Origin of the sequence: Marinobacterium mangrovicola (genome assembly GCF_004339595.1) — a bacterium.
Classification (GTDB): Bacteria; Pseudomonadota; Gammaproteobacteria; order Pseudomonadales; family Balneatricaceae; genus Marinobacterium_D; species Marinobacterium_D mangrovicola.
In genome coordinates this window covers 1,029,758-1,045,435 of record NZ_SMFU01000007.1, presented here as the reverse complement: position 1 = coordinate 1,045,435, position 15,678 = coordinate 1,029,758, and the positions used below count along the sequence as shown (strand labels likewise).

Genomic DNA, 15,678 nt, shown 5'->3' with positions numbered 1-15,678 from the left:
GGATCAGTGGTCGGCTTTCCAGCTACTGATCCGGTCGGTAATCGCCATCACCATCTCGGCTGAGTGGCTGGCTGCGGTTTCCAGGAACTCCTTGAAGGAGATGTTGGATTCCTTGCCGGCGATATCAGACAGCGCGCGGATGATAATAAACGGAGTGTCGAAACGGTGGCATGCCTGGGCAATCGCCGCCGCTTCCATCTCGCAGGCCTTCATGGTCGGGAACAGCTCTCGCGTTGCGGCCACACGATCTGCCTTGTCCATAAAGGTATCGCCGGTGGCGATCAGGCCGTTGACCGTCTTCATCCCTTTCATACTACCGATACACTGCTCAGCAAAATCCACCAACAGTGCGTCCGGTGCAAAGGCTGGCGGCATACCTGGCAACTGGCCGTGCTCGTAACCGAAGATAGTCAGATCCACGTCGTGATGGCGTACTTCCTTGGAGATTACCACGTCACCGACTTCCAGCTCTGCATCGAAACCACCGGCGGAACCGGTGTTGATTACGCAGGTCGGCTGGAATTGATACAGCAGTAATGCAGTGCCGATCGCCGCATTGACCTTGCCGATGCCTGACTTGAGCAGTACCACATCGGTACCGTGGAGCTGACCGGTGTAGAAGTCGAAGCCGGCAATAACCTGGTGTTCACGACCGGTTAAAGCCTCCTTCAGTTGTTCAACCTCCTGATCCATTGCGCCAATGATGGCAACCCGCAGTGGACTGGATGACTTAAGCAGGTCAGCTAGTGCGGAGGGAGTTGTCATAAAAATAGATTCGCTGTTCTCTTTAATTGTGTAGTGGTAGTGCCTGGCACCGACCGCCTATTTAAATGCCCCTTCCTTGGGGCCCCATCTTGCTTATAGTTTGTGTAAGCGCTGCCCTGCTGAAACGAATATAAGCAACTTTGATTCCAGTAGGGATTCCAGCAAGCTTTTGACTTAATTCGGGTAAAGCCCCTGCCAGCCGAAACTATCGAAAATACGTGCCACGTCATCTGCAACAGGGGCCTGAATTTTCAGCATTTCACCAGTTTCCGGATGTTTCATCTCCAGTTCCGTAGCCATCAGTAGCAGTCGATGCAAACCCAGTTCTTCACGGAACAGCCGGTTGTGCCGCCCTTCTCCATGCTTTGTATCGCCTACCAAAGGATGAAATATATGTTTCATATGGCGGCGAATCTGATGCTTACGCCCTGTTTTGGGGCGAACTTCGACCAGACAATAGCGTGCAACGGGGTATTTGCCTACCGGAATCGGCAACTCGACGCGTGCAAGCGGTTTGTATGTCGTAATTGCATCCTGAGGAGGTTTGTCCGGATCGGCCTTGGCATCCGCGATACGGTCGTGAATATGGCTCAGTGCGTAGTCGATCTCGCCAGCCTCCTCGATCCAGCCACGAGCGACGCAGAGGTAGGTTTTATCTACTTCTCGTTCGGCAAAAGCCGTTTGCAGCTTGTGTGCGGTTTCTTTGTTTCTGGCGAAGAGAATGATGCCGGAGGTCGCCCGGTCGAGCCGATGCACCGTGTGGATCTTCTCATCCGGGTAGCGCTCGCGCAGCCAACCCACCAGGTGGGGCGTTTTGGCAGGCGCGATCCAGCTCGGATGCACCAGCAGACCGGCGGGTTTATCGACGGCAATCAGCCATTCATCTTCGTAAAGAATTCGGGGTTCAGCGGTGGGTTCGGGGCTTAGGTCGCTCAAGGTGCTGCGTGCTAATCTGACGGCCGGTGGTTGACTGCCTGGACAGCCAGGTAGTCGCGAATGGGGGCGTAGTTTACACGATACTGAAGGTATTTCACCGGTGACGAAAAAGTTTCCGCACGGTTTGTGCTGTTAAGGCGCAATCGCCCACGGATACGGACCTATCGGTCGGGTGAAAACAGATGTGAGGGTCGATACAGAGGGGCAGGAAGTGGCGGAGGGACAGGGATTCGAACCCTGGGAGCCTCTCGACTCGTCGGTTTTCAAGACCGGTGCTTTCAACCGCTCAGCCATCCCTCCGCAGTCGATAGGCAGTTTACGTGGAATCTTTGCGATGTCAAACGGTCCAAAACACTTGAAAATCCCGTAAAAGAAACCATTATGGCGTGTAACCAAGTTACTAATTTTAATTACTAACTTATCTAAAACTTAGTGAGGATAACTATGGCGAACGTTCAACCCCTGTCACATCGGGCGCACAGTTCCGCGGTCGACACCAACAAGGTGATCCGCAACACCTACATGCTGCTGTCGATGACACTGGTTCTCAGCGCCGTGACCGCAGGCATTTCCATGGCGATTAACCCTCCGTTTTTCGCTTACCTGGGTAGCGTAATCCTCAGCTTCGTGCTGCTGTTTGTGCTTAACAAAAAGCAGAACAGCGCTGCTGCCCTGCCGCTGACCTTTGCCTTTACCGGCCTGCTCGGTTTCGGCCTTGGCCCGATTCTTAACCAGTACCTGGCGATGTCCAACGGTGGCCAGATCGTTATGACCGCACTGGGCATGACTGCTGTCACCTTCCTGGGCCTGTCCGCTTACGCGCTGACCAGCCGTAAGGACTTCAGCTTCATGGGCGGCTTCCTGGCTGCAGGCAGCATGGTGCTGATCGTTGCGATGATTGCACTGTTCATCCTGCCGATGTTCGGCGTAGACATCTCCGGCATCCAGCTGGCGTTCTCCGCGGCGGTCGTCATGCTGATGGCCGGTTTCGTCCTTTACGACACCAGCAACATCGTGAACGGTACCTACACCAACTACGTCATGGCCACTGTCAGCCTGTACCTGAGCATCTACAACCTGTTCGTACACCTGCTCGCACTGGTTGGCGCGTTCAGCGACGACTGATAGCTGCTGACAACCGATAGCTGCTAAAGAAAAAGCCCCGCTGTCTCTGGTAAGATAGCGGGGCTTTTTTATGTCTGATTTTTGCGTTGAAACACAAAGAGTAGCCGATGATCTTTTCTCTAGTCGTGCAGGCCTCACCGGTACAGAGCCAGGGAGCCGAAACGGCGCTGCGTTTTGCCCGTGCGCTGCTTGCCTCCGGTCATAGCATCCATCGCGTATTTTTCTATCGCGACGGCATACATAACGGCACCGCCCTGGCCTCTCCGCCCCAGGATGAAGCCAATATCCCTGCCCAGTGGCAGGCGCTGGCAAAGGAACATCAGCTCGATTTGGTCGTCTGTATCGCAGCCGCGGTGCGACGGGGCGTTATGAATGAACACGAGGCGAAACGCTATGCCAAGGATAACGCCAATCTGGCCCCCGAGTTCGAGCTATCCGGCCTTGGTCAGCTGGTCGAGGCGTGCCTGGTTTCCGACCGGGTCATCACTTTCGGGGGACGTTCATGAGTGAGACCAGCATCCTGATTTTGATGCGCAGTGCGCCCTACGGCAGCTCCGCGGCCCGCGATGCTCTCGATGCGGCGCTCACCTGCTCGGTGTTCGAGGCTCCGGTCACCCTCCTGTTTATGGATGATGCGGTGTACCAGCTACTTAAAAACCAGTCGCCTGCGGGAATTGGCCAGAAAAACCTGAACGCTATTCAGCAATCACTGCCGTTGTACGATATCGATCGCCTCTGTGTGGATCAGAGCGCTTTATCTCACCGCGGTTTGAGCGAAGAACAGCTTTCGCTACCGGTGGAGAGCGTTGACGCTGCAGCGATCGCCCGTCTGATGGCAGAGCACACACACGTAATGAGCTTTTGACTATGATTCTGCATACATTGAATCAGGCCCCTTCGAATAAAGCCTGTTTAGAAAGCTGCCTTGAAGCGATGGCGCCCGAAGACAGCCTGTTATTGATTGAAGATGGCGTCTACTGGTTACAGCCCCCATTTCGCGACTTATTGCCCGCCGAGGGTAAACTTTTTGCGCTAACGCCCGATATACAGGCAAGAGGCCTCGAAATTGCGCTGGAGCAGCAGGTTGACGATGCTGGCTTTGTGGAGCTATCTGTATCTCATGACAAGGTGGTGAGCTGGTTCTGATGGAAAAGCTTGAAATCGACGGTGCCAGTATAGCCCTGGATGACGAGGGTTACCTTGAAGACCTGTCCCAGTGGCAGCCCGCCGTAGCTGAGCATCTCGCGGCTCAGGAAGGGATAGAGTTGACCGACGCGCATTGGGAGATACTCTACCTGTTACGCGATTTTTACAGCCGCTTTGAGCATTCGCCGGCGATGCGTCCGCTGGTGAAGGCGGTGAAGCTTGAACTGGGCGAGGATAAGGGGAAGAGCATCTACCTGATGAAGCTCTTTCCCGGCAGCCCCGCCAAGCTGGGCGCTCTGCTCGCAGGGTTGCCGAAGCCGGATAACTGCCTGTAACGGCCTTTTCAAGGAAGGCGGCTCTATGTGATACTGAGCTGTCCCTTTTGTACTACAGTTTTCGATCCCGCTGGATCGTTTGGGCACTAACAAGACTGACAGGGTACTCGATATGAGCCTACAAGCCGAAGCAGATCAATTACAGATGCTCAAGGCGCTGGAACAGAAAAAACAGGAACAGCAGACTTCACGCAATTCGCAGAAGGAAGAGATCGTATACAACCAGTGGGCCACCTTCCGCGTCGACAACGAGCTTTATGGTATCGATGTCATGCAGGTCAAGGAAGTGCTCCGCTTTAGCGCTATCACCCCTGTTCCGGGGGCCGACGCCTCTGTGCTTGGTATCATTAACCTGCGCGGTAACGTGGTTACGGTAATCGACACCCGGCAGATGTTCCATCTGCCGATGGTTGAACCCGACGAAGAAACGCGTGTGATCGTTGTAGAGTTCAATGAGTCAGAAGTGATCGGTCTTGTGGTCGACAGCGTTGACGAGGTGCTCAGCCTGCCGCAAAAGGATGTTGAACGAGCGCCCAACGCATCAGGCGATGAAACCAGCAAACGCTTCGTTCAGGGTGTCTGCTACCACAGCAACATGCTGATCATCCTGCTGGATCTGAGCAAAATGCTGCTCTCGATCACACCGACAGAGGAAGAGGAATCGGTCGCAGTGCCGGCGATGCCCACTGTCTGATCCTCCAGGTTTTCCGTATACCAAAAAGCTCCTGCCACTGCAGGAGCTTTTTTTATGCCCGTTACATCACCCGATTGGTGGTCAGGTACTTGGATGAAGCATCCGGCCCTGTGCCGTCAGCATAGAGCGTGACACCGGAGCGCAGACAGATCGACAGATTCTGATGAGACTCCTCAGTTTCCACCGGTAGCAGATGCTTAACCGCATCGCGCTCTTCGATCAGTTCAGCCTCGGTGGCTTTCATCCGCTCACCGGCCCAGTCACTGATCTCCAGCCCTTTCACGATCTGGTAGCGACCGTAGTCACAGCGTACCGGGAAGGAGTAGATAATCCCCTTCTCAACGCCGTAGCTGCCGTCACTGACAATGCCCATGCTAACGATCTCGCCGGGTTCTGTGCCTAGAATCCAGTCATGCATATGATCGATCACCGCCTGGGCGGCTGATGCGGCGCTGGAGAGGCCTCGGGCGGCAATAATCTCGCCACCGCGGTTCTGGATCTTCGGTATAAACACCTCTTCGTACCAGTTGCGGTCAATCTGTCCCATCACCGGTTCATCAAGTACGGTGGCATGATGCAGGTCCGGGAACTGGGACGGCGAATGGTTACCCCAGATAACGATACGGCCAATATTACGGGGATTGGCGCCGGTGTGGTTGGCCAGAATTCCCTTGGCGCGGTTATGGTCCAGCCGGGTCAAGGCGGTGAACTGTGAAGGGCTGAGTTTCGGCGCGTTACGGCTGGCGATCAGCGCATTGGTATTGGCCGGATTGCCGACCACCAGCACTTTCACATCGCGGTTGGCGTAGTCGTTGAGCGCCTTTCCCTGGCGGGTGAAGATCTCGGCATTGGATTCCAGCAGGTCGCGGCGTTCCATGCCTGCACCGCGCGGTTTCGCACCGATCAGCAGTGCGTAATGGACGTTGTTGAAACCATCCTCGACATTATCGTGCAGCGTGATGGTATGCAGTAACGGGTAAGCACAGTCTTCCAGTTCCATGGCGAGCCCCCGGAGGGCCTCCATGCGGCCGGGCATTTCGATGAGCTGGAGAATCACTGGTTGATCCTTGCCCAGCATTTCTCCGCTTGCAACCTTGAACAGCAGACTGTTACTGATGGCACCTGCCGCGCCAGTGACGGCGATACGTACCGGTCTCCTCATGAGCACTTCCTCTGTCAGCTTATCGTTGTTATTACATTAGACGCTATAGCATTAGGCTTTCGTCTAATACTGCATTGAATGCAAACAAGATGACAGACGCAAGCACCGATGCCCGGGAATCGTGTCCCGGATACCGGCGCTATAAGAGGCTGGAATCAGCCCTGGCGGGCTTTGCTGAACAGGGTGTAGAAGTTGTTCTTGGTGATTTCGGCGACCTCTTCCACACGCAGGCCTTTCAGATCTGCGATGCATTCAGCCACTTTGGGCACGTAGGTCGGCTCGTTCTGCTTGCCGCGATAAGGCACCGGGGCGAGATAGGGAGAATCTGTCTCAATCAGCATCTTCTCCATCGGCACTGCTTTTACCACTTCACGGAGCTCTTCTGCGCTCTTGAAGGTGATAATGCCAGAGAACGAGATTAAGTAGTTCATCTCCAGGGCCGCCTGAGCCATCTCCAGTGATTCGGTGAAGCAGTGCAGTACACCCGCTGTTTTTGGATCGCCATGTTCGCGGATGATATCCAGGGTGTCCTGGCGTGCATCGCGGGTATGCACGATCACCGGCAGGCCCAGCTCGCTGCCCAGCTTGAGATGGCCGGCAAAGCTCTCTTTCTGTTGCTCGGCAAGCTCTGAGCTGTAGTAGTAATCGAGACCGGTCTCCCCCAGGGCAACGATGCGCTTGTTGGCCGCAGCCTGACGCAGTCGCTGCTCATCCCAGGGGCACTCATCAACATGGCAGGGATGAACCCCGGCAGAGGCGTAGATGTTATTGAAGGGTTCGACTTTGGCGTACATCTCTTCGAACTGGTTCAGGTCGATGGCGACGCAAAGCATCTCCTCGACACCGGCTTCACCGGCGGCATTAACCAGATTAGCCAGCGAGCCATCGTGACGGCCGAGATCCAGCCGGTCCAGATGGCAGTGGGAATCGATAAACATGGGATACCGTAGAAATCAGATAGTGTAATCAGAGCGTATTGGTACGACGACCACTGCCCAGAGCGCCTGCCAGATAGGTCTCAACCTTGTTGACCAGTTGAGAATCCTCGCTGGATAGCTGAATACCGATCCCCGGTGTGCGACCGCCCTGCGCAGCCTTGGGTGTTACCCAGACTACACGACCGGTCACCGGAATCTTGTCAGCTTCGTCCATCAGTGTCATTAACATGAACACCTCTTCACCGAGCTGGTAAGACCGAGTGGTCGGTATAAAAAGACCGCCGTTGGCAATGAACGGCATGTAGGCCTTGAGAAGTTCTTCCTTGTTCCCTATTACCAGCGAAAGAATGCCGTGACTGATACGTGGCACGATGGACATCTATTGCTGCTCTCCTGCTCTTAGCGAACCAGCGCTCTCCAATCGAACATCAGCTTTTCGAGGAGCAACTGCCGGTTCGGGTTATAGCGCAACATGAGGCTTTTTCGCTCACTCTGGACGCGATCAACCAATGTGAAGATTCTAACCCTGTCTGCTCGTTGTGCAACCGCAGACAGCATTTTTGTCATATCTACATTATTGAGATCAGGGTTTTGTGCCCCTGATTGTAGTCGAACCAGGTCTGAAAGCAGACTTAGCCACCAATCAAGCAGGTGCACTAACTCCTCTTTATGGAGTTTCTGCGCCAGGCTGATGGCATCAGTTCGATCCCTGATCAGGTCGGCAAGACCCGACATAAAGGTGCGCCGTAGCTCCAGCAGATCGCCCTGTTTCATTTCTACAGCGGCCAGCGGGGCTCCCTGGGCAATGGCCAGCAGCTTGCCCGCCGCCGTCTCATCCATCTCGAGCTTCTGCGCAAGCCAGGGTGTCGACTCCTGAGCCGTCGGCATGCGGAATTCTATGCGCTGACAGCGGCTGCGGATGGTGGGCATCAGCTGACCAAGCTGGTGACAGACCAGAATCAGCAAGGTGTCCTGACCCGGCTCTTCCAGGGTTTTCAGCAGCGCGTTGGCCGCAGCGACGTTCATCGCCTCTGCTGGCTCCATGATCATGATGCGGTAACCGCCCTGCTGAGCCGTGCTGTGCAGCACCGTGGTCAGTTCGCGTACCTGATCGACACGGATCGGCTTGCCGGGCTCTTCCGGCGAGAGAAACAGTCGGTCCGGATGATGGCCGCTGGCTATCAGTTCGCAGCTACGGCAGTGGCCACAGGGGCGGCCATTCTCCGGCTGGTGACAGAGCAACAGGTGCGCCAGTGCGGTACCAAAGGCGGCCTTACCGATACCGGCAGGGCCACTCAGCAGCAGCGCGTGTGGCAAGCGTCCGGCATCACGCTGCTGGGTCAGGTGGTTCCACTGTTCCTGCAGCCAGGGGTAGATCTGTTCGTCCGCCGGATTCATGCCTGCTCCAGTCGCTCAAGCGCGATATCGATAGAACGCTGAACCTCTTCGAGGGCCGGCGCCGCATCGATAACAGCAATCCGCTCGGGATGCTGTCGAGCCTGCTCCAGATAAGCGGCGCGCACACGTTCGAAGAACGCATGTTTTTCGCTCTCTATACGATCCGGCTTGCCGCGTGCGCGTGCGCGGGCCAGGCCAGTTTCAACCGGCAGGTCCAGTAGCAGCGTCAGGTTCGGACGGCAACGGCCCTGAACCAGCTTTTCCAGTAGTGCGACGGGTTCCGCATCAAGCTGACGACCACCGCCCTGATAGGCGAAGGTGGCGTCAGTGAAACGGTCACAAAGCACCCAGGCGCCCCGCTCCAAGGCCGGTACAATGACAGACTCCAGATGTTGCGCACGGGCGGCAAACACCATCAACAGTTCCGCCATATTAGCGATCGACTCATCCCTGGGTGTCAGCAGCAGTTCGCGGATCTGCTCGCCCAGAGGCGTACCGCCAGGTTCCCGGGTGACGACGACTTCTATGCCGCGCTGTTCGAGTTTTTCTCGCACATAGTTGAGATTGGTGGTTTTACCGACCCCTTCTATGCCCTCAAGAGTAATGAAATAACCAGACATCAATTGCTTCCGGGACTGGAGCGGTAATCTTCACGCCGTTTCAGCTGATAACGGGCCACCGCCTTGTTGTGTTCCGACAGGGTATCAGAAAAATAATGACTGCCGTCGCCGCGGGCAACGAAGTACAGCTCACTGCCTTCGGCGGGGTTAACCGAGGCGTTGATCGCTTCGGGGCCAACCATGGCGATCGGCGTCGGCGGCAGCCCGTCGATGGTGTAGGTGTTGTAAGGCGTGGGCCGACGCAAATCAGCACGGCCTATGCGCCCTTTGTATCGATCACCCATACCGTAGATGACCGTAGGATCTGTCTGCAGGCGCATGCCACGGTTAAGCCTGCGCACAAACACACCTGAGATGCGGGGGCGCTCAGCGGCAACGCCTGTTTCCTTCTCAATAATCGATGCCAGAATCAGCGCTTCATAGGCTGACTGCAGCGGCAGGTCATCCTGACGCTCGGCCCAGGCCTGGTTCAGCTGTTTCTCTAGATGGTCGTGGGCACGTTTAAGGAGTTCAAGATCGCTCATGCCCCGCTGAAACTGATAGGTTTCCGCCAGGAACATCCCTTCCGGGGAGCTTACATCCAGTCCCAGTTTAGTGGCGACCTGCTCGTCGCTCAGCTCAGCGAGCTCATGGCTTAACTTATCTTCTGCGGCCAGGGACTGGCGCAGTTCAGAAAACCGCATCCCTTCGATAATAGTGAAGTGGTAGCTGAGCGTGTCGCCCGCAGCGAACTTCTCGAGAATCTGCCGTGGTGTCATCCCCGGTTCAAGCTGATACTCACCCGCCTTGATAGCTGTCAGCTCCGGCTCCAGGCGCGACAGCACACGCATGTATAGCGGTTTGTCGATAATCGACTGCGCATTGAGATCTTTAACCAAAGAATTGAAATACTGACCTTTTTCGATGGTGAAAATCTGATCTTCAGCAATATTGGCCGGTGAATTGAGGTAGCCCTGGTAGTCTTTCCAAGCTACCCCGCCGGCGATACCGGCGAGCACGATTAACAAAACAAAAACCGCAAACAGACGCTTCAGCATCGGGCGTCGTACTCCTTTTCGAGCAGTGACTGCAAATGGCGGCTCAGCGCGCCAACTTTATACCGATGATCGGCGAGCTCGACCACCGGCCAAATACCGATCAGGCTGTTACACACAAACAACTCATCGGCACGTTCTACGTCAGCGGGCAAATATCCGCCGATCTGCACCTCGCCAGCAAGTGCGGAAATCCTGTCCAGCACCCAGCGCCTGAGGATACCTGCCACACCGCAATTCTCAAGCGAAGGCGTATGCCATTGTTCGCCGATCCTGAAAAACAGGTTGCTCATGGTGCCTTCGATTACCTGTCCTGAAGTGTCACAGGTCAGGCCCTCATGAATATCGCTGCGGGTCCACTCAGCCCTCGCCAATACCTGCTCCAGACGATTCAGGTGCTTGAGACCGGCAAGCAGCGGCTGCCGGGCGAGAGTCGTCTGGCACCAGCGCAGCTTTGCGCCAACCTGCGCCGGATCCGGATCACGCTGAGGTAGCGGACCCAGAGTGAGAATCCGCGTCGGAACCAGCTTTTCGGTCACCGCATAGCCACGCCCTCCTGCACCGCAGGTGACCAGGATTTTAAGCGAAGCTGCTGCCGGCAGCTCGAGCTGAGTGAGATCCGCTTCAAGCTGCTGCTGAAGTCCATCGCAGGCAATACCGAGTCGATGGCAGCCCTCGAGCAGCCTCTCCATATGCCAGGCCAGGAAGCATACTTGGTTATTGCGTATCAGCAGGGTTTCAAATACACCCTGGCCGTAAGCGAGCCCGCGGTCATTGGTTGCAATGCCCTGTGCCGGAGTTCCGTTGATCAGCGTATATGGAGTCATGGATGCGGGGCGTGGAACGCAGGAGGTGAAGGTAAAAGGGAGGCCTCAGCCTCCCTTGTGTACTGCATTACAGCTTGTTGAATATCAGCGTACCGTTGGTGCCGCCAAAGCCGAAGGAGTTCGACATGGCCGCATCGATGGTGCACTGCTGTGCTGTGTGCGCTACGTAGTTCAGGTCACAACCTTCAGAGGGGTTGTCCAGGTTGATGGTCGGTGGCGCTACCTGGTCGCGAATAGCGAGAACACAGAAAGCCGCTTCGACTGCACCGGCAGCACCGAGAAGGTGGCCGATCATCGACTTGGTTGAACTCATTCTCACCTGGTCGGCTGCGTTGCCCAGTACACGCTTGGCAGCATTGGACTCGGCAATATCACCGGCCGGTGTAGAAGTACCGTGAGCGTTGATGTAGTGAATGCTCTCAGCGTTAAGGCCCGAGTCCTTCACTGCATTAGCCATCGACAGGGCTGCACCCGAGCCATCTTCCGGCGGAGCCGTCATATGGAAGGCATCGTCACTCATACCAAAGCCGGAGAGTTCGCAGTAGATCTTAGCACCACGTGCCTTGGCGGATTCGTACTCTTCGAGTACCAGTACGCCGGCGCCATCACCCAGGACAAAGCCGTCACGGTCACGATCCCAGGGGCGGCTTGCCGTCTGTGGGCTGTCATTGCGTGTGGACAGCGCGCGCGCAGCGGAGAAGCCGGCGACACCCAGCGGGGTTGTTGCCATCTCTGCACCGCCAGCGATCATAACGTCAGCATCACCATATTGGATCATGCGCATTGCGTGACCAATATTGTGGGTGCCGGTGGTACAGGCGGTGGTAATCGCGATGTTCGGGCCACGGAAGCCGAACTTGATCGCCAGATTACCGGAAATCATATTGATGATGCTGCCCGGCACGAAGAACGGCGAAACCCGGCGCGGGCCGGAGCTGTTCAATACGTCATGAGTTTTCTCGATCATCGGCAGACCGCCGATCCCGGAACCCAGGGCACAACCGATACGGGGAGCGTTTTCTTCGGTCACTTCCAGACCGGCGTCTTCCACCGCCTGGATACCAGCAACCATACCGTACTGAATGAACAGATCCATTTTGCGCGCTTCTTTGGCGCTCATGTACGGTTCGATATCAAAGTCTTTTACGGACGCGGAAAAGCGGGTCGCATACTGGCTGACATCGAAATGCTCGATATCTGCCGCGCCGCTCTTGCCAGCAAGAATACTATCCCATGTCGCTTTGACAGTGTTACCGACCGGCGTCAGCAACCCTAACCCGGTCACCACCACTCTTCTGCGAGACATGCTTTTCCTCCAGCACTGCACAAGCTGTACAAAAGAAAAGCCGCACTATACGGGTATATAGATGCGGCCTTTCGATCAATTCGTTGGGGACAGATTACTGGTGTGCGTTGATGTAATCGATCGCCAGCTGAACAGTGGTGATTTTCTCAGCTTCTTCGTCAGGAATTTCAGTTTCGAATTCCTCTTCCAGCGCCATAACCAGCTCGACAGTGTCCAGAGAGTCGGCGCCCAGATCTTCAACGAAGGAAGCTTCTTTGGTGACTTCTTCCTCTTTCACGCCCAGCTGCTCAGCGATGATTTTCTTAACGCGCTCTTCAATGTTACTCATATCTCTTCCTATTGTCTTCTCAACACCATCACATCCCAAGATGCGTGACGGAATTCTAGTAAAACCCGTAACGCCCTAGCAAGCGCGACGGCTGTATTTTTTTCTCGTCAAGCTGACGGCCAATTATCCTCAAATCGGCGGAAAAAACAATTGTTTCTATACCTTCAAAGTACGATCAATCGCCCGTCATCGTTGACGCTGGTCACCCCATGTACATCCCACCGTTGACCTGGATGGTCTCACCGGTGACATAAGCACCACCTTCGCTGCACAGGAAGCCCACCACAGAGGCGATCTCCTCGGGCTTGCCAAGGCGGTTCATCGGGATCTGGGACTGCAGCTTGGCCTTATGCTCTTCCGGCAGACCAGAGGTCATGTCGGTGTCGATAAATCCAGGCGCTACGCAGTTTACGGTGACGTTACGTGCACCGATTTCGCGGGCCAGCGCGCGGCTGAAGCCTTCCATACCGGATTTGGCAGCCGCGTAGTTGGCCTGGCCAGCATTGCCCATGGAGGCTACCACGGAGCTGACGCTAACGATACGGCCCCAGCGCGCTTTAGTCATGCCGCGCAGACAACCCTTGGCGAGACGGTAGATGGAGGTCAGGTTGGTGTTCAGGACGGAGTCCCACTCATCATCCTTCATGCGCATCATCAGGTTATCGCGGGTGATACCGGCATTATTGACGAGAATCTCGACGACACCGAACTCATCCTGAATCGACTTCAGTACCTCAGCGACAGAGTCGGCGTCAGAGACGTTGAGCACCAAACCCTTGCCCTTGTTACCGGCGGCCGCCAGATATTCACTGATAGCAGATGCACCACCTTCGCTGGTAGCTGTGCCGATAACAACCGCGCCCTGAGAGGACAGGTTCTCGGCGATCGCCTTACCTATGCCTCGTGTCGCGCCTGTAACCAGGGCAATCTTGCCTTCAATACTCATTTAACCCTTTCCTTCTAATTGCCTTCGTAACGGTACTTACAGACCCAGGGCCTTTTCCAGGCCTGCGGCATCGTTGATCGCTGCAACGTTCAGGGAACGCTCGATCTTTTTGTTTAGCCCTGCCAGTACTTTGCCGGGGCCACATTCGATAGTTGTGGTAACGCCGCAGGTTACCATGTTCTGAACGCTGGGAGTCCAGAGAACCGGGCTGTACAGCTGAGAAAGCAGGTTGGCTTTTAGCTCATCAATATCGCTGGGAGCTTCGCCGGTGACGTTCTGGAGCACCTTGATGATCGGCATGCGCAGTTCGATACTGGCCAGAGCTTCTGCCATCCGCTCAGCTGCAGGCTTCATCAAGGCACAGTGAGACGGCACACTGACCGGCAGCGCGATAGCGCGCTTGGCACCCGCAGCCTTGCAAGCTTCGATGGCGCGTTCAACGGCGGCTTTCTCGCCGGCGATAACAACCTGCCCCGGGCAGTTGAAGTTAACGGCAGAGACAATCTGGCCCTCTGCAGCGCTGGCACAGGCTTCACGCACGGCGTCGTCATCGAGGCCGAGGATGGCAGCCATGCCGCCGGTGCCAGCCGGAACCGCTTCCTGCATATACTGACCGCGCGCGTTAACGAGCTTCACGCCGTCGGCAAAGTCGATAGCGCCGGCGCACACCAGCGCTGTGTATTCACCGAGACTGTGCCCAGCCATCACGGAGGGTGCTTCGCCCTCTTTCTGCTCCCACAGGCGCCACAGGGCAACCCCGGCTGTGAGCAGCGCAGGCTGAGTATTCTCGGTGCTGTTGAGTTCCTCTTCGGGACCGGTCTGGGTCAGCGCCCAGAGATCCTTACCCAGGGCGTCGGACGCCTCCTGGAAGGTCTGTTCAATAATCGGATGCTGAGAGGCCAGTTCGGACAGCATGCCGAGATGCTGAGAACCCTGACCCGGAAAAACGAAAGCAAGCGACTGCGACATGGCGTCCTCTTTCCTAACCTATTTACATAAACCCTGGAACAGAGACTCTATTCTCTACCCGCAGGTTCAAGGGTGGCGTAGTTTACAGGATTTATCGGGTTTTAGAACCGATCCGCTTACTGGCCCTGTGCCCTGAGGGTTTGACGCTGCACCAGGTCACTTATTTTCTCCGGCACATTGAGTCTCGCTTCCACCAGCGCCTGATCGATGGCGTGGCCAAAGTAGACCCGGTTAGCACCGCCGTGGCTCTTGATGACGACGCTGCGAAGGCCCAGCAGAGTGGCGCCGTTCAGGCGGCCAGGATCAAGCTGTCGCTTAAGGTCGCGCAGAATGGGCGTGGCGAGCAGTGCGATCAACCTGCGGTACAGATTGCGACGGAAACCGCCCTGCACCTGGCGAACCAGCATTTTCGACAAACCTTCACAGCTTTTCAGCGCAACATTGCCGGCGAAACCGTCACAAACCACCACATCGGATCGACCGGAGAACAGATCATCCCCCTCAAGATAGCCGATAAAGTTGATACCGCCATGTTCCTGAATCAGCTTACTGGCTTCGCGAACCTGCTCAGTGCCCTTGTTCTCTTCAGAGCCGATATTGAGCAGCCCTACCTTTGGATTCGGGCGGTTCTCTATGGTTTCGACCATGACAGAGCCCATGATGGCGAACTGCAGCAACTGCTCGGCACTGGTATCCACGTTGGCGCCGAGATCCAGCATAAAGCTGTGGCCTTTAAGAGAAGGAATGGCAGCGGTAATCGCAGGACGTTCGATACCGGGCAGCATGCCCAGCACCAGCCGCCCCATCGCCATCAGCGCTCCCGTGTTACCGGCGCTGATACAGGCATCGGCGCGCCCCTCTTCAACGAGCTGAAGCGCTTTCCACATGGAAGAGTCACGGCGGTTACGCAACGCCAGAGAGGGTTTTTCCTCCATGGAGACAATATCCTGAGCATGAAACAGCTCGAGACGCTGGAGGTGTTTGCCGCGATAACGGCTAAGGTAGGGGGTAAGATCGTCGGTTCTGCCGACTAGTATGATCCGTAACTGCGGATGACGCTTGAGTGCGTCACAGGCCGCCGAAACGGTAACGCGGGGACCGAAGTCCCCGCCCATTGCATCGACGCTGATGCAATACGATGCGGTCAAG

Annotated in this window: 20 protein-coding genes and 1 tRNA gene; 6 read left to right on the top strand and 15 right to left on the bottom strand. The window is 56.1% G+C overall.

The window, feature by feature from the left end:
* Positions 1 to 3: 3 nt before the first annotated feature.
* The 3 genes from mtnN to CLV83_RS05730 all read right to left on the bottom strand — a co-directional run bounded on the left by mtnN (position 4) and on the right by CLV83_RS05730 (position 2,001).
* A complete protein-coding gene (gene mtnN / locus CLV83_RS05740; RefSeq protein ID WP_132288754.1) occupies positions 4 to 765 on the bottom strand; it encodes a 5'-methylthioadenosine/S-adenosylhomocysteine nucleosidase in 762 nt (253 codons plus the stop codon).
* Positions 766 to 939: 174 nt separating this feature from the next.
* Positions 940 to 1,701 carry a pseudouridine synthase gene (locus CLV83_RS05735; RefSeq protein ID WP_132288751.1) on the bottom strand — a complete coding sequence of 254 codons (762 nt, stop codon included), beginning with the start codon at positions 1,699 to 1,701 and terminating at the stop codon, positions 940 to 942.
* Between the two features lie 212 nt (positions 1,702 to 1,913).
* Positions 1,914 to 2,001 (bottom strand) — tRNA-Ser (locus CLV83_RS05730).
* Between the two features lie 144 nt (positions 2,002 to 2,145).
* Between CLV83_RS05730 and CLV83_RS05725 the strand changes: the two genes are divergently transcribed.
* The 6 genes from CLV83_RS05725 to CLV83_RS05700 all read left to right on the top strand — a co-directional run bounded on the left by CLV83_RS05725 (position 2,146) and on the right by CLV83_RS05700 (position 5,001).
* Positions 2,146 to 2,826, top strand: a complete 681-nt coding sequence (locus CLV83_RS05725; protein ID WP_132288748.1) for a Bax inhibitor-1/YccA family protein — start codon at positions 2,146 to 2,148, stop codon at positions 2,824 to 2,826.
* A gap of 107 nt (positions 2,827 to 2,933) precedes the next feature.
* Entirely contained in the window at positions 2,934 to 3,332 is a 399-nt protein-coding gene (gene tusD, locus CLV83_RS05720) for a sulfurtransferase complex subunit TusD (RefSeq protein ID WP_132288745.1), read from the top strand.
* Complete coding sequence (gene tusC / locus CLV83_RS05715) at positions 3,329 to 3,691, top strand: sulfurtransferase complex subunit TusC (RefSeq protein WP_132288742.1); 363 nt, start codon at positions 3,329 to 3,331, stop codon at positions 3,689 to 3,691. The genes tusD and tusC overlap by 4 nt, the downstream gene beginning before the upstream one ends.
* 2 nt (positions 3,692 to 3,693) lie before the next feature.
* Positions 3,694 to 3,972: a sulfurtransferase complex subunit TusB gene (tusB, locus tag CLV83_RS05710; protein WP_132288739.1), complete on the top strand. Its 279-nt coding sequence runs from the start codon at positions 3,694 to 3,696 to the stop codon at positions 3,970 to 3,972.
* Positions 3,972 to 4,307: a TusE/DsrC/DsvC family sulfur relay protein gene (locus CLV83_RS05705; protein WP_132288736.1), complete on the top strand. Its 336-nt coding sequence runs from the start codon at positions 3,972 to 3,974 to the stop codon at positions 4,305 to 4,307. The genes tusB and CLV83_RS05705 overlap by 1 nt, the downstream gene beginning before the upstream one ends.
* A gap of 112 nt (positions 4,308 to 4,419) precedes the next feature.
* Positions 4,420 to 5,001 (top strand): chemotaxis protein CheW, encoded by a 582-nt coding sequence (locus tag CLV83_RS05700; RefSeq protein ID WP_132288733.1) that lies wholly within the window; start codon positions 4,420 to 4,422, stop codon positions 4,999 to 5,001.
* 61 nt (positions 5,002 to 5,062) lie between these two features.
* On the opposite strand, the gene CLV83_RS05695 is transcribed toward CLV83_RS05700, so the two are convergent.
* The 12 genes from CLV83_RS05695 to plsX form a co-directional block, all read right to left on the bottom strand.
* Positions 5,063 to 6,163 carry a malate dehydrogenase gene (locus CLV83_RS05695; protein WP_132288730.1) on the bottom strand — a complete coding sequence of 367 codons (1,101 nt, stop codon included), beginning with the start codon at positions 6,161 to 6,163 and terminating at the stop codon, positions 5,063 to 5,065.
* A gap of 155 nt (positions 6,164 to 6,318) precedes the next feature.
* Positions 6,319 to 7,101, bottom strand: a complete 783-nt coding sequence (locus tag CLV83_RS05690; RefSeq protein WP_132288727.1) for a TatD family hydrolase — start codon at positions 7,099 to 7,101, stop codon at positions 6,319 to 6,321.
* 28 nt (positions 7,102 to 7,129) lie between these two features.
* Positions 7,130 to 7,480: a PilZ domain-containing protein gene (locus CLV83_RS05685; protein WP_104001850.1), complete on the bottom strand. Its 351-nt coding sequence runs from the start codon at positions 7,478 to 7,480 to the stop codon at positions 7,130 to 7,132.
* Positions 7,481 to 7,500: 20 nt separating this feature from the next.
* A complete protein-coding gene (locus CLV83_RS05680) occupies positions 7,501 to 8,499 on the bottom strand; it encodes a DNA polymerase III subunit delta' (protein WP_132288724.1) in 999 nt (332 codons plus the stop codon).
* On the bottom strand, positions 8,496 to 9,122 hold the full coding sequence (gene tmk / locus CLV83_RS05675; RefSeq protein WP_243642284.1) for a dTMP kinase: 627 nt from the start codon (positions 9,120 to 9,122) through the stop codon (positions 8,496 to 8,498). The genes CLV83_RS05680 and tmk overlap by 4 nt, the downstream gene beginning before the upstream one ends.
* Complete coding sequence (gene mltG, locus CLV83_RS05670) at positions 9,119 to 10,156, bottom strand: endolytic transglycosylase MltG (protein ID WP_132288718.1); 1,038 nt, start codon at positions 10,154 to 10,156, stop codon at positions 9,119 to 9,121. Before mltG ends, tmk begins: the two co-directional genes overlap by 4 nt.
* The gene (gene pabC, locus CLV83_RS05665) at positions 10,150 to 10,980 is read right to left on the bottom strand and encodes an aminodeoxychorismate lyase (protein ID WP_132288715.1); all 831 of its coding nucleotides are present in this window, start codon (positions 10,978 to 10,980) and stop codon (positions 10,150 to 10,152) included. The genes mltG and pabC overlap by 7 nt, the downstream gene beginning before the upstream one ends.
* A 67-nt stretch (positions 10,981 to 11,047) precedes the next feature.
* On the bottom strand, positions 11,048 to 12,286 hold the full coding sequence (fabF, locus tag CLV83_RS05660; RefSeq protein ID WP_132288712.1) for a beta-ketoacyl-ACP synthase II: 1,239 nt from the start codon (positions 12,284 to 12,286) through the stop codon (positions 11,048 to 11,050).
* A 94-nt stretch (positions 12,287 to 12,380) separates the two neighbouring features.
* Complete coding sequence (acpP, locus tag CLV83_RS05655; protein ID WP_027854376.1) at positions 12,381 to 12,614, bottom strand: acyl carrier protein; 234 nt, start codon at positions 12,612 to 12,614, stop codon at positions 12,381 to 12,383.
* Between the two features lie 202 nt (positions 12,615 to 12,816).
* Positions 12,817 to 13,560 (bottom strand): 3-oxoacyl-ACP reductase FabG, encoded by a 744-nt coding sequence (fabG, locus tag CLV83_RS05650; RefSeq protein ID WP_132288709.1) that lies wholly within the window; start codon positions 13,558 to 13,560, stop codon positions 12,817 to 12,819.
* Positions 13,561 to 13,596: 36 nt separating this feature from the next.
* Positions 13,597 to 14,529 (bottom strand): ACP S-malonyltransferase, encoded by a 933-nt coding sequence (fabD, locus tag CLV83_RS05645; protein WP_132288706.1) that lies wholly within the window; start codon positions 14,527 to 14,529, stop codon positions 13,597 to 13,599.
* 116 nt (positions 14,530 to 14,645) lie between these two features.
* Complete coding sequence (plsX, locus tag CLV83_RS05640) at positions 14,646 to 15,677, bottom strand: phosphate acyltransferase PlsX (RefSeq protein ID WP_132288703.1); 1,032 nt, start codon at positions 15,675 to 15,677, stop codon at positions 14,646 to 14,648.
* Position 15,678: the final 1 nt, after the last annotated feature.

What these genes read in the sequence shown, in the direction of transcription:
- tusC (WP_132288742.1), top strand. Translation starts at nt 3,329, where the DNA reads ATGAGTGAGACCAGCATCCTGATTTTGATGCGCAGTGCGCCCTACGGC.
- CLV83_RS05695 (WP_132288730.1), bottom strand. Translation starts at nt 6,163, where the DNA reads ATGAGGAGACCGGTACGTATCGCCGTCACTGGCGCGGCAGGTGCCATC.
- fabF (WP_132288712.1), bottom strand. Translation starts at nt 12,286, where the DNA reads ATGTCTCGCAGAAGAGTGGTGGTGACCGGGTTAGGGTTGCTGACGCCG.
- fabD (WP_132288706.1), bottom strand. Translation starts at nt 14,529, where the DNA reads ATGTCGCAGTCGCTTGCTTTCGTTTTTCCGGGTCAGGGTTCTCAGCAT.
- CLV83_RS05725 (WP_132288748.1), top strand. Translation starts at nt 2,146, where the DNA reads ATGGCGAACGTTCAACCCCTGTCACATCGGGCGCACAGTTCCGCGGTC.
- tusB (WP_132288739.1), top strand. Translation starts at nt 3,694, where the DNA reads ATGATTCTGCATACATTGAATCAGGCCCCTTCGAATAAAGCCTGTTTA.
- CLV83_RS05690 (WP_132288727.1), bottom strand. Translation starts at nt 7,101, where the DNA reads ATGTTTATCGATTCCCACTGCCATCTGGACCGGCTGGATCTCGGCCGT.
- tusD (WP_132288745.1), top strand. Translation starts at nt 2,934, where the DNA reads ATGATCTTTTCTCTAGTCGTGCAGGCCTCACCGGTACAGAGCCAGGGA.
- acpP (WP_027854376.1), bottom strand. Translation starts at nt 12,614, where the DNA reads ATGAGTAACATTGAAGAGCGCGTTAAGAAAATCATCGCTGAGCAGCTG.
- fabG (WP_132288709.1), bottom strand. Translation starts at nt 13,560, where the DNA reads ATGAGTATTGAAGGCAAGATTGCCCTGGTTACAGGCGCGACACGAGGC.
- CLV83_RS05705 (WP_132288736.1), top strand. Translation starts at nt 3,972, where the DNA reads ATGGAAAAGCTTGAAATCGACGGTGCCAGTATAGCCCTGGATGACGAG.
- mtnN (WP_132288754.1), bottom strand. Translation starts at nt 765, where the DNA reads ATGACAACTCCCTCCGCACTAGCTGACCTGCTTAAGTCATCCAGTCCA.
- pabC (WP_132288715.1), bottom strand. Translation starts at nt 10,980, where the DNA reads ATGACTCCATATACGCTGATCAACGGAACTCCGGCACAGGGCATTGCA.
- CLV83_RS05700 (WP_132288733.1), top strand. Translation starts at nt 4,420, where the DNA reads ATGAGCCTACAAGCCGAAGCAGATCAATTACAGATGCTCAAGGCGCTG.
- CLV83_RS05685 (WP_104001850.1), bottom strand. Translation starts at nt 7,480, where the DNA reads ATGTCCATCGTGCCACGTATCAGTCACGGCATTCTTTCGCTGGTAATA.
- mltG (WP_132288718.1), bottom strand. Translation starts at nt 10,156, where the DNA reads ATGCTGAAGCGTCTGTTTGCGGTTTTTGTTTTGTTAATCGTGCTCGCC.
- CLV83_RS05680 (WP_132288724.1), bottom strand. Translation starts at nt 8,499, where the DNA reads ATGAATCCGGCGGACGAACAGATCTACCCCTGGCTGCAGGAACAGTGG.